This is a genomic window from Pantoea sp. CTOTU46764 (assembly GCF_031974595.1).
GTDB lineage: Bacteria > Pseudomonadota > Gammaproteobacteria > Enterobacterales > Enterobacteriaceae > Pantoea > Pantoea trifolii.
Map to the genome: position 1 here is coordinate 72,315 of NZ_DALYOQ010000007.1, position 12,723 is coordinate 85,037.

The window sequence follows — 12,723 nt, forward strand, 5'->3', positions numbered from 1 at the left end:
TGCCACCCCTTTCAGGCCTTTCCTCTGCAAAATTCAGATTAATTCGATACTCAACGACGCAATACACTGCATTAAAAATGTACGCACTTGTCTGCTTTAAAAAAATAATAGCCGCCGTTATTCAGGTGCAATTTTTATCCATACTTTCATCTTATCTGTGGAAATCGGCAATCAGGTTTATTCTTCTTGCCTGGACATAGCCCGGATTGACCGGGTCAACGGCTATTTGTACGCTTTACGCCAATTCACTATCATCAGATTTAGCTCAATTCGAAGACATTAAGGTGATTAACACATGTTGGAGTGGATCATTGATCCGTCGCTCTGGGCCGGATTAGTAACGCTAATCGTTCTCGAGCTGGTGTTGGGCATTGATAACCTGGTTTTCATTGCCATCCTGGTAGAAAAGTTGCCGTCGAAAGAACGCGACCGCGCGCGCGTGATCGGCCTGCTACTCGCGCTGGTGTCGCGTTTAGCGCTGCTCGCCTCACTTTCCTGGCTGGTTACGCTGACAAAACCACTGTTTACTCTGCTGAATCATGGGTTCAGCGCCCGCGATCTCCTGCTGCTGTGCGGCGGTTTCTTTCTTCTTTATAAGGCCACCACCGAGTTAAACAGCCGTCTGGAAGGGGCTGACGAGGAAACTGGTCAAAATAAGAACGGTGCTAAATTCTGGCCAGTGGTGGCGCAAATAGTGGTGCTGGACGCCATCTTCTCGCTGGACTCGGTCATTACCGCCGTTGGCATGGTCAATGAGCTGCCGGTGATGATGGCGGCGGTCACGGTGGCAATACTCCTGATGCTGCTGGCGAGTAAGCCGCTGACGCGGTTCGTCAACGGCCATCCCACCATCGTGATTCTTTGTCTGAGTTTCCTTCTGATGATCGGCTTCAGTCTGGTGGCCGAAGGGTTAGGCTTTATTATCCCGAAAGGTTATCTCTACGCGGCGATTGGTTTCTCCATTGTCATCGAGATACTCAACCAGTTAGCGATGTTTAATCGCCGCCGCTTCCTCTCCGCCGGCCGTCCGCTGCGCCAGCGCACCTCGGAAGCAGTGTTACGTATTCTGCGCGGCGAAGCGCAACGTGCGGAACTTGACGCCGATACCGCTTCACTGGTGGCCGACGGCGAGGAAGGTGCACTCTTCAATCGCCAGGAACGCCGCATGATTGCGCGCGTGTTGGGGCTTGGACAGCGTCAGATTAATAGCATCATGACCTCGCGCCACGACGTTGAGCATATCGACCTCAGCGAAGATCCAGCGGAGATTATGGCGAAGCTCGATCGTAATCAGCACACGCGCATTCTGGTGACCGAACAGGGCCGCGACCCGCTCGGCGTGGTGCACGTGATTGATTTACTGCATCAATCGTTGCACAGCAAATCACTGGATTTACGCTCGCTGATTCGCCAGCCGCTGATCTTCCCTGAGCGTGTCACCTTATTGCAGGCGCTGGAGCAGTTCCGCAATGCGCGCACCCACTTCGCCTTTGTGGTGGATGAGTTTGGTTCGGTGGAGGGCGTGGTTACGCTGAGCGACCTAATGGAAACCATCGCCGGCAATCTGCCGATTGAAGGGGAGAAAGTTGATGCACGCTATGATATTCAGGCGCTGCCCGACGGCGGCTGGGTGGCAAACGGTCATATGCCATTGGAGGATTTAGCCGTCTACGTGCAGTTGCCACTCGATGAAAAACGCAATTATCACACGCTGGCGGGATTGCTGATGGATAGCCTGCAACATGTGCCGCAGGAAGGCGAAGAGTTGCAGATCGGCGATTATCTGTTGCGCACGTTGCAGGTTGAAAACCATCGCGTGCAGAAGGTGGAGATAGTGCCGATCGCAACGTAATCAGCCAGGTCGCCATAAATGGCGACCCTACGTTAAGGCTTCGCAGGTTGCTGGCGGTCCAGCCACTGATTCAGGCGCGACTTCGCTTCACTTTGCAGCTGTTGACGTACCACGTCATCCACCGGCAAGGAGTACTGCAAATTATTCCAGCCGCCGTACATGCGCAGCGGAATAGTTTGCTGGTTCAGTAAAGCAGCTAATTTGTCGTCGCCCTGCCAGCCGCGCAGCATCATATTAATGGTGACGTCGAGCTGCTGTTTGACCATATCCACATTGCCTTTGGTCTGCACCGCCAGACGACTGTTGCCGCCCTGCAGATCCGGTAAGCTGAAGATGCCCTGTTTAAGCGTGACGCGTCCACTCAACTGCTGAATACCCTGATCGTCGGGCTGATCGTTGGTGACACGATTACTTACGCGCGCCACCGCACGTCGCACCATCTGTTGCAGATTCAGCTGCGAAAGCTGCAAATTAGTCGCTTCCAGATCCGCACTACCCTGCCAGTTGCGTTTTGCCTCTTCAATGCTTAATCCCGCTCCGCTGATATCACCTTTCAGCGAAACGGTACCTTGCAGCGTCTCTGGCAGTTTTAAAGCCTTCAGCAATGGCGCTATGGCGATGTTATTCAGCTCAGGCTGAAACGCCACTTGCGTCACCGGTTTGCGGATATCTACCGAGCCGGGCACCGAGAAATGCCCTTCACCGAATTTGCCTTGCAGCTTACTCAACGTCATCAGACCCTGCTGATTACTGCCGTCGAGCTGCAAATTGGTCAGCGTCAGGCCGCGCCACACGCTGCTATCGGCGGTGAGGTTGAGGGTCAAATCCAGCTGATTCAGCGGCGAATCGCTGTTGTCACGCATCCGCGGCTCCGCAATCACTGGCGTGCTCACCACGTTGGCACGCTGCGGCGCGCTGCTATCCGTCACCGGTGCATTCGCCATCAACGCGTCGATGTTTAAACTGGTGGCATGCAGCGCCAGATTAAGCTGCTGCGGCAACGCCAGACGTCCCTCGGCGCTGCCATCCAGTGCGCTGTCATTGGCGGTGAGCTGCATCTTCTGTAAGGAGAAATGCTGGTTGTCGCCGTTCCATTCGCCCTGACCGCTCAAGGTGCCTTTGATCCCCTGCGTCGGCAGATTGGCGCCGTCAATGGTGTAATTCATCTCATCCAGCTGTCCGACTAAACGATGCGGATACTGCGCCACATTCATTTGCCCTTTGAGATTGACGCTGACATTGCGCTGATTACGCGAAATTCGGGTAGACAGATTGATGCTGGCCTGTTTGCTGGCATCCTGATCGAGGTTGAGATTGAGGTCGCGGAAATTGTATTCATCGCCGCCTGGCTGCTGCCAAATCAACAAACTATCGGCAAGACGCAATTTGCCAATGTTGAATGACCAGCCGTTATTGCTGCTGCTCACCGGTTCGGCATCTCCCGGTCCAACTGGCGCACCGGTCGGTTTTTGCGCGGCGCTGTCTGGCGTCACGCGGATGATGGCGTTTTTCAGCATCACCTGGCTGACGCTCAATTGATGCGACAATAACGGCCAGAGATTGACATCCAGTCGCATATTATCGGCGGTGACCATTGGCTGCGTGGCGCCCGGCGCGGTCAGACTCATGCGCCCAGCGAGTATGCTGAGCTGCGGCCAGACGTGCCAGCGCAGATCGCCGCCTACCTGAAGCTGATAACCACTGCGCTGCTCTACCTGCTGTACCATATAGGTACGAAAGTCGTTGGGATTGACCAGCAACACCAATGCTGTCATGCCCGCTACGACCACCACTAACAGGATGGCCAGCGTTGTTATCACTCTTCTCATCAATTCCTCATTGCCATCATACTTCAAGTTGCCGCAGCGTTGGCTGCGCTCGCTCACCCCGGTCACTTACTGATGTAAGCTCCCGGGGATTTACTCGCTTGCCGCCTTGCTGCAACTCGAATTATTTTGGCAAGCATTAGTTTTAGTCAGTCTTTATCTATACGGCTGGCATCCGCGCCCTGCTGACCACGATATTTGGCATCTTCGCGACGGTTATACGGTCGCGCAGCGGGGCCCGACAGCGGCTCAAAGCTTAATGCACCAATTAACATGCCGGGACGCAGTGCCAGCGGCAGTTTACCTGAGTTATAGAACTCCAGCACGATGCGGCCTTGCCAGCCCGGATCGATACGGTGCGCCGTGACATGCACCATCAAACCCAGGCGCGCCAGCGAAGAGCGTCCATCCAGCCAGCCGACCAGATCGTCGGGAATGGTGACCGATTCCAGCGTTACCGCCAGTGCCAGTTCGCCAGGATGCAGGAAAAAGGCTTCGCCTTCTGGCAGCACAATCTCATCGCTCATGACGCGGTCCAGCGCGGCACTGACTTCGTGCTTAGGACCACTCAAATCAATAAATGCCGCCGTGTGGCCGCTAAAAGTGCGGAACTGGTTGCCGAGGCGCACATCCACCGTGGCGCCATTAATGCGTTCCACCGGCGGGCGCGGCTCAATCGCCAACTTTCCGCTGTCCAGCCAGGCTTCAATATCGCGATCGCATAATCTCATCGCAGGTACTCCGTGAATTAAGTGTAGCGAATGGCTACGACAGCGCGTCACGCCGAGGCGGACGCCATGTCGTTAAAGATACTGATTAATCTTGGCCTTGAGGATATCAATCGCGATACGGTTCTTTCCGCCGCGCGGCACAATGATGTCAGCGTACTGCTTGGAAGGTTCAATAAATTGCAGGAACATCGGACGCACGGTCTTCTGATACTGGCTCATCACCGAATCCATTGAGCGGCCGCGCTCATTCACATCGCGCTTCATACGACGCATTAAACAGATGTCCAGCGGCGTATCGACGAAGATGGAGAAATTCATCTCCTGGCGCAGGCGCGCATCGGTTAACAGCAAGATGCCTTCAAGGATGATGACTTTCTTCGATTTGAGATGAATGCAATCGCTGGTGCGGGTGTGCTCAACGTAGCTGTAAACCGGCAACTCAATTTCCTGACCGGCTTTCAGCGCGCGCAGATGCTGCAACAACAGATCATGATCCATCGCACTCGGATGGTCATAGTTGGTTTTCACCCTCTCTTCCATGGTGAGGTGGCTCTGATCTTTATAGTAGGCATCTTCGGGGATCACACCGATATGCTCGTCACCGACCTGGTCACGGATTTCACGATAGAGCGTGCTGGCGATAAGACTTTTTCCGGATGCGGATGCACCTGCGATGCCAACGATCACGCACTGATGAGACTTGTCAGTCATACTTTTTTAAGACCTGATAACTGGAGCCTGCCTAAGCCGAAGCTGCAACGGGCCGAATGAGAGGGTTAGTTGGCGGCAATTATAGGTATTTCACCGGTTTGATGCCAGAGAAATGGGCCAACGGCTTTTCAGAATATCCCCTTTTGCAGCCAGACGCTTAATCGATACACTGTTCCTCTGCCAACACTGTAGCGGGCGTTGGCACTCCGAATGTAGCCGCAAGGAAAAGTATGAGCTGGAAAACCCTGACCTATTTTGGCGACAGCATGTTGCTGATCCCGACTGCGGTAATCATCGCGCTGGTATTGCCCTGGAAAAGCGACAACCGCCAAACCGTGTGGTATTGGGTGCTGGCGTTTGGTCTGGCGGGCCTGGTGGTGAGCGTCTCGAAAATACTGTTTCTCGGCTTTGGCATTGGTAGCGCCAGATTTAACTTCACCGGCTTCAGTGGGCACAGCGCGATGTCCGCCACGCTCTGGCCGGTAATGATGTGGCTGATCTCCGGTCGCTGGTCGCCGCGCTGGCGCCTGTTTACCATTGGTATCGGCTATCTGATTCCGTTGATGGTCGGCCTTTCACGTTTGGTAATCCACGCGCACTCAAAAAGCGAAGTACTTGCGGGCCTGATGCTCGGTTTCACGCTCAGCACCGCATTTCTGCTGACGCAGCGCCGGACTTCGCTGAAGGGCTTTAGTCTGCCGCAGATCGGCGTCGCGCTACTGGTGCCGCTGCTGCTACTGGGCCACGGTCGCGTCGCCACCACACAACAATTCCTCGAGCGCTTCTCTGCCAATCTTGCCGGCTTAGAAAAGCCTTATACCCGCGCCGATCTTTTTCGCTAACAGCGGTTGGCCCTTTGCGTGCAAAGGGCCAATCAATTCAGTGAATAACGACTTAAATGCAATTCCCGGCCGAAATCTCAAACAGATGTGCTAGCATGCGAAATAGTGATTGATTGGCGCATTTTCCATCGTGAATCAGGTGCGCGCAGCTGGATTCTTGCATGACCCTCGAAATATTGACTTCACGAGAAAGACCACAACGAATTTGGCTCAATGCCTTGCTCATTGGCGGGCTCACTTTTCTACTGACGCTATTTTGTCTGGAACTGATCGTTGTCAGCGGACGTATTTCACCGCTTTGGTACTCCACCGCGCTGATGACGGTGATCGTGTTTCGTGCCCACTCAAAACACGTTCCATTGCTGCTGCTTGCTTGCGTGATGGGTACCGCGCTGGCCAATCTGATCATTATTGGTCCCGCGCTCAGCAACATTAAATTTGCCATCTTAAATATGGTGCAGGCGGTTCTGGGCGGCTTGATGCTGCGCGCCCTGCTCGATCGCCGCGCCCCGCTTAATTCATTACTCGACTGGGTACGCTTTGCCTTGTGCGCCGGTCTGATTGCGCCGCTGCTCGGCGGCGTGGTGGCGTTGTGGATGCTGCATGTCGGTAGCAGCGCGTCACTGCCCTTCTTCTCAACCTGGGTGATTTCTGAAGTGATCGGCGTGCTGGCATTTGGTCCGGTGTTATTGCTGTGGCCGAACAAACCGCTGCGCCAGATTTTAACGCCAGGTCGTCAGCTTGAAACCTGCCTGACGCTGCTTGGCACGCTGCTCGCCAGCTATTTATCGCTGCGTTTTCTGCCGTGGCCCTTCACCTTTATTGTGGTGATCCTGTTCTGGTGTGCGGTGCGGCTGCCAAAATTTGAAGCCTTTCTGCTGTTCTTCCTGAACGCCAGTTTTATCTCGATTCTGCTCGCCTTTAATTTGGTCAACCTGGCGCAAAACGGCATGCTGCTCGGCCAGGTCAGCACCTGGCTGCCGTTCCTGTTAGTGCTGCTGCCAAGCCACGTGATGGCGCTAGTAATGGATGCCTTCCAGCGCGAAAAACATCACATCAGCGAGAGCGAAACCCGCTTCCGTAACGCCATGGAATATTCTGCGATCGGTATGGCGCTGGTTGCGCCGAATGGGGGCTGGCAGCAGGTCAATCAGTCGCTGTGCCAGACGCTGGGCTTCCCGGCCGATGAACTGAAAAAGCTCACTTTTCAGCAAATTACCCATCCCGACGATCTCAACAGCGATTTGCACCAACTCGAACGATTGGTGGCGGGTGAAATCATGACCTACACCCTGGAGAAGCGCTATTTCCGCAAGGATGGCGAGATCGTTTGGGCGCGCCTGACGGTGTCGATGGTGCGCGACGCCGCGCAGCAGCCGCACTACTTCATCGCGCAGATTATCGATATCTCCGAGCTAAAGCAGAGCGAGCAGGTCAATCGCCGCCTGATGGAACGCATCACGCTGGCCAACGAAGCTGGCGGTATCGGCGTGTGGGAGTGGAATCTGCTGACCGGTGAAATGCTGTGGGACAAGCGCATGTACGAGCTGTTTGGCTTAGGTCCGCATCAAACGCCCACCTACGATCTGTGGGTGCATTTGCTTGATCCCGCCGAGCGGGAAACCGCCGCGCTGGTGGTGCAGCAAGCCATCGAACGTCGCAGCGCTTTCCAGCTGGAATACCGCATCAATTTGCCGGAAGGCCCGCGCTATGTGCGTTCTGAGGCCAACCGCATCCTCAGTCAGGATGGACAGATTGAACGTATGCTCGGCATCTGTCAGGACATCACGCCGCTGCGCGCGCTGAATGAAGCGCTGTTCCAGGAAAAAGAGCGCATGGCGATCACCCTCGACTCCATCGGCGAAGCGGTGATCAGTACCGATGATGAAATGCGCGTTACCTTTATGAATCCGGTGGCCGAAACGCTGAGCGGCTGGCCGCAGGAAAAAGCGGCAGGCGTGCCGATTACCGAGCTCCTCAACATTACGCGCGGCACAAGCGGGCCGCGTGTAGACAACCTGTTGCTGTGCCAGCTGCCGGGCGAAAAAATTTCCCCCGATCTCGATGAAGAGCTGGTGCTGCACACGCCAGACGGCACGCGCGTCGAGATTCATTACAGCATCACGCCGCTGAAAACCCTGACCGGCGCCAGCATCGGCGCGGTAATGGTTATTCAGGATGTCAGTGAATCGCGCAAGGTGATGAAGCGCCTGAGCTACAGTGCCTCACATGACATGCTGACACGCCTGCCCAATCGTCACAGCTTCGAACAGCGCTTAAAACAGTTGGTGAACGATGCGGCGGCCAATGACAGCCATCACGTATTGGTGTTTATCGATCTGGATAAATTCAAAGCGGTGAACGATACCGCTGGCCACGCCGCCGGTGATGCGCTGCTGCGCGAACTGGCAGAGCTGATGCCGCATCATCTGCGCAGCAGCGATATGCTGGCGCGTTTGGGCGGCGATGAGTTTGGCGTATTGCTGCCGAATTGCGAAGTGGATCAGGTGCGCGACGTGGTGCAGCGCATCGTCAGCGCCGTGAGCGAATACCGTTTTATCTGGCAGGATCAGCCTTATCACGTGGGCGCGAGTGCCGGCATCACGCAAATTGATCAACGCAACTGTATCAGTAATGTGGTGATGTCCCAGGCTGATGTCGCCTGTTACAGCGCGAAACACGCGGGCCGTGGTCAGTATCACGTTTATCAGGAAGTGCAGATGTAATCTGCCACGTCTGCCCATTGCCAGCCCGCGCTGGCTGCGCTAAAGTCGCCCCCTTTTTTCCGGCATGGGGGATAAATATGTTTATCGGATTCGATTACGGCACAGCAAACTGCTCAATTGCTATCAGCGATAATGGCACGCCGCGCCTGCTGACACTGGAGAATGGTCAGCGCCTGCTTCCCTCCATGATTTGTGCACCAACGCGTGAAGCGATCAGCGAATGGCTGCATCGCCATCATCAGATTCCCACGCCCGACAGCGAAGGCACCGCCTTATTGCAGCGTGCGCTGCGTTATAACCGTGAAGAAGACATCGACGTCACGCCAGGCAGCGTGCAGTTCGGGTTGACTGCGCTGCAGCAATACATGGTCGATCCTGAAGACGTGTGGTTCGTGAAATCACCGAAGTCCTTCCTCGGCGCGAACGGCCTGAAACCGCAGCAGATCGCTTTCTTTGAAGATCTGGTGTGCGCCATGATGCTGCACATTCGTCAGCAAGGTGAAACCCAGCTCGATCGCCCGATTGAGCAAGCGGTAATTGGTCGCCCGATTAACTTCCAGGGTTTAGGCGGCGAAGAGGCTAACCAGCAGGCGCAAGGTATTTTGCTGCGTGCGGCACAGCGCGCCGGTTTCCGTGATGTCGAGTTCCAGTTTGAGCCGGTGGCGGCGGGCCTGGATTTCGAAGCCACATTGCAGAAAGAGACGCGCGTATTGGTAGTGGATATCGGCGGCGGCACCACCGACTGCTCGATGCTGCTAATGGGCCCAGAATGGCGTCACAAAACCGATCGCCGTGAAAGTTTGCTCGGCCACAGCGGATGTCGCGTGGGCGGAAACGATCTCGATATTATGCTGGCGTTCAAAACCCTGATGCCGCTGCTGGGCCTCGGTGGCAATACGCAGAAAGGCACCGCGCTGCCCGCGCTGCCGTGGTGGAATGCGGTCGCAATCAACGATGTTCCGGCGCAAAGCGACTTCTATTCTGCAGCCAGCGGCAAACTACTGCGCGATTTGATTCGCGATGCCGAACACGGTGACAAAGTATCGCACCTGCTGAAAGTGTGGCAGCAGAAGCTGAGTTATCGTCTGGTGCGTGCGGCGGAGGAGAGCAAGATTGCGCTGTCGGAGATGAAAGAGACCGACGCCTCGCTGGCGTTTATCGCCGCCCAATTGCAGGCGCAGATCAGCGCAGCGCAGCTGGAAGAAGCGATTAACCAACCGCTGGAACGGATTCTGGAGCAAGTGCATCTGGCGCTCGCCACCTGCGAAACCAAGCCAGAAGTGATTTATCTCACCGGCGGTAGCGCACGTTCTCCGGTGCTGCGCGCCGCACTGCAACAAGCGCTGCCCGAAACGCCAATTGCCAGCGGCGATGACTTCGCCTCGGTGACCGCCGGCCTCGCCCGCTGGGCCGAAGTGATGTTCAGTTAGTTCCCTCTCCCGCTTGCGGGAGAGGGAAAAGCCAAAGATTCTGCCAGATTAGAAATTCACGTTCGCACTGATCCCGCCTACAAACGCATCTTTCACTTCACTCACCGCACCCGGCGCAACCACATATTGCAGGTTCGGACGCAGCTGCAGCCATTTGGTCAGCTGAGCGTTGTAGTAGATTTCATAGTTGTACTCTGAGCCATCCTGAATTGGCAGATAGGTTGGGCTGTTGAAGTCCGTCTCGCCGTTAGCGTTGTTCTGCTCACGCAGTGAACGCGTGTAAGCGCTATTCACGTGAATACGCGCTGCACCGACACCAATCTCATCCTGCGGACGCGCATCGAACGGCCCTTTCCAGGTGAAGCTCACCGACTGATAGTTATCGGTTTTCGAGGTTTTGTGGTCGTTCATCACCGCTTGTACGGTAACGCCCAAGCCACGGCTGGCATCGCCGCCTTGTGCCGTCAACTGCTGTTGCAACAGCACGTAGCCGCCGTAAGCATGATCCTGGCTTTGATAGGCGCCATCGCGCCAGCTGCCGTAGTTGTCGCCGTTAGCCGATGAGTAGTAATAACCGATGCGGTAATTACCCTGCAGCTTGTCTGCGCCCAAGGTCGGTTTCCAGCCCAACTCTACCGGCACCATATTGCCTTCGGAGTTACTGGTATCCAGGCGGAAGCCGTCACCGCGATCGTAGTTGGCACTGTTCTGGTTATAGAAACCGACCTGGAAGAACACCTCAGGCGTGATATTCACCTTCACACGGCCGCCCCATTGGGAAACGGGCCAGTTGAACCAGCGATCGCCACGCCAGTTACCTGCCTGGCCGCTACCAAATGCCAGGTTTTGGAACTTACTGTCAAAGTTATCGAAATCTTCACCCACGGTCACACGACCCGCTTTCAGGTTCACGGTGTTATCGAACAAACCCTGGCTCAACCAGAACTGGGTTAAGCGCCAGGTTTGGCCGCGTCCGTACACTTCCTGAGGTGATGACAACATGCCAGTACGAGAATCGGCAACCTGATCGGCGATGTTCTGACCATTACGATCGGTAATCGTCACCTGGAATTGGGCATCCTGCCAGTTGAGCAGTTTTTCCAGGTCGAAGTTTGCGCCAAACGCCCACTGATCGCTATAGCGCATGGTGGTGTTGGTATCAGCACCGCCCGCCAGGTTAGAGCCGGTTTCCATGGTGTAGTTAACGTCGAATTTAATGCCGTCGTTTTCCAGCTGCGTTCGGTAACCGCCCCAATCACCAAACATATATGGAGAGTCGTAACTGAAAGCATCAGCGGCCAGCGCAGATGCACTCAGCATCGCAAACATCAGGGTTCCCGCTGCCAGGCGGGGTAAATGCTGCACTGCTTCTTTTCTGTTCATGATGGTTATTCTTATATGAAGTTACTGGAATGGATCGAACAGAGGATAGTGCTGAGGATTTGTCAGTTTTTGCAAATATGTGCGCAGTTAACCTGAGGTTGATAGTGCGTTAGCGCAATTGTGACGCCTGTCTATGATTGAAAATCTTTTGGCGAAAATGGCATTTTTTGTGAGGCAGAGCAGGAAAATGGCGGGACGCCGCAGCGTCCCTGAAAACATTACAGTTTGCTGGCGCTCGCCAGCTCTTCGATCTCTTGCTTGCTGAGTTCCAGCTGAGTAGCTTTCACCAGCTCATCCAGCTGCTCCAGTGAAGTGGCACTGACAATGGGCGCGGTGATGCTTGGGCGCGCAATCTGCCACGCCAGCGCAACCTGCGTCGCCGACACATCGTGCGAGGCGGCGACATCTTCTAATGCTTCAACAATGCGCTTGCCGCGTTCATTCAGATATTTATCTACGATGCCCTGCCCGCGCTTACTTTTGCTGGCATCTTCCGGCTTTTTGTATTTGCCGCTGAGGAAGCCGCTGGCCAGTGAATAGTAGTTGATCACGCCGAGGCCATTTTTCACCGCGACCTGCTCCAGACCGCTTTCGTACTCCTGACGATCGTAGAGATTGTATTCCGGCTGCAGCGTTTCATAGCGCGCCAGGCCGTGCTGCTTGCTCACATCCAGCGCTTCCTGCAGACGTTTCGCGTTGTAGTTTGACGCGCCAATCGCACGCACTTTGCCCTCTTTGATCAGTGAATCGAAGGCTTTCAGCGTGTCCAGCAGCGGCGTGGTTTCATCATCGCGATGCGCCTGATAGAGATCGATAACGTCGGTTTGCAGGCGGCGCAGTGAATCTTCCACCGCCTGACGAATGTAAGCCGGTTTAAGACCGGTTTTCTCTGGCGACAGCTCCATGCCGACTTTAGTAGCCAGCACGATGCTGTCGCGCTTGCCGCTTTTCTTCAGCCACTTACCGATGATGGTTTCCGATTCGCCCCCTTCGTTACCCGGCGCCCAGCGCGAATAAACGTCGGCGGTATCGATGAAGAACAAGCCCTTCTCCACCAGCGCATCAAGCAGTGAAAACGATGTTTTCTCATCCACCGTCCAGCCAAACACGTTGCCGCCAAAGGTGAGACGGGGAACGTCGATACCGCTGTCGCCAAGCTGGCGGAGTTTCTGTTGACTCATTTTGTTCTCCTTATTCAAACGAGACAGGTCTGCTATTGAGC

At 55.2% G+C, this 12,723-nt stretch carries 9 protein-coding genes; 4 read left to right on the forward strand and 5 right to left on the reverse strand.

Going from position 1 to position 12,723, the window contains the following annotated elements; genetic code table 11:
• Positions 1-295: 295 nt before the first annotated feature.
• Positions 296-1,852 carry a TerC family protein gene (locus RTM06_RS04620; protein ID WP_312180268.1) on the forward strand — a complete coding sequence of 519 codons (1,557 nt, stop codon included), beginning with the start codon at positions 296-298 and terminating at the stop codon, positions 1,850-1,852.
• A gap of 32 nt (positions 1,853-1,884) precedes the next feature.
• Here the strand turns inward: RTM06_RS04620 and asmA are convergent, their stop codons facing one another.
• The 3 genes from asmA to udk form a co-directional block, all read right to left on the reverse strand.
• Positions 1,885-3,681 (reverse strand): outer membrane assembly protein AsmA, encoded by a 1,797-nt coding sequence (asmA, locus tag RTM06_RS04625; RefSeq protein ID WP_312180270.1) that lies wholly within the window; start codon positions 3,679-3,681, stop codon positions 1,885-1,887.
• 146 nt (positions 3,682-3,827) lie between these two features.
• Positions 3,828-4,409, reverse strand: a complete 582-nt coding sequence (dcd, locus tag RTM06_RS04630; protein WP_256696873.1) for a dCTP deaminase — start codon at positions 4,407-4,409, stop codon at positions 3,828-3,830.
• A 72-nt stretch (positions 4,410-4,481) separates the two neighbouring features.
• The gene (gene udk / locus RTM06_RS04635) at positions 4,482-5,120 is read right to left on the reverse strand and encodes a uridine kinase (protein WP_008104883.1); all 639 of its coding nucleotides are present in this window, start codon (positions 5,118-5,120) and stop codon (positions 4,482-4,484) included.
• 230 nt (positions 5,121-5,350) lie between these two features.
• Here udk and RTM06_RS04640 point away from each other — a divergent pair, with 230 nt between their 5' ends.
• From RTM06_RS04640 to yegD, 3 genes are all read left to right on the forward strand, one after another.
• On the forward strand, positions 5,351-5,962 hold the full coding sequence (locus tag RTM06_RS04640; RefSeq protein ID WP_008104884.1) for a phosphatase PAP2 family protein: 612 nt from the start codon (positions 5,351-5,353) through the stop codon (positions 5,960-5,962).
• Positions 5,963-6,123: 161 nt separating this feature from the next.
• Entirely contained in the window at positions 6,124-8,688 is a 2,565-nt protein-coding gene (locus tag RTM06_RS04645; RefSeq protein ID WP_312180275.1) for a diguanylate cyclase, read from the forward strand.
• A gap of 77 nt (positions 8,689-8,765) precedes the next feature.
• Entirely contained in the window at positions 8,766-10,118 is a 1,353-nt protein-coding gene (gene yegD, locus RTM06_RS04650) for a molecular chaperone (RefSeq protein WP_312180277.1), read from the forward strand.
• 48 nt (positions 10,119-10,166) lie between these two features.
• Here the strand turns inward: yegD and RTM06_RS04655 are convergent, their stop codons facing one another.
• Together RTM06_RS04655 and RTM06_RS04660 are read right to left on the reverse strand one after the other, a co-directional pair.
• Positions 10,167-11,501 carry a carbohydrate porin gene (locus RTM06_RS04655; RefSeq protein WP_312180279.1) on the reverse strand — a complete coding sequence of 445 codons (1,335 nt, stop codon included), beginning with the start codon at positions 11,499-11,501 and terminating at the stop codon, positions 10,167-10,169.
• Between the two features lie 218 nt (positions 11,502-11,719).
• The gene (locus RTM06_RS04660; RefSeq protein ID WP_312180281.1) at positions 11,720-12,682 is read right to left on the reverse strand and encodes an aldo/keto reductase; all 963 of its coding nucleotides are present in this window, start codon (positions 12,680-12,682) and stop codon (positions 11,720-11,722) included.
• Positions 12,683-12,723: the final 41 nt, after the last annotated feature.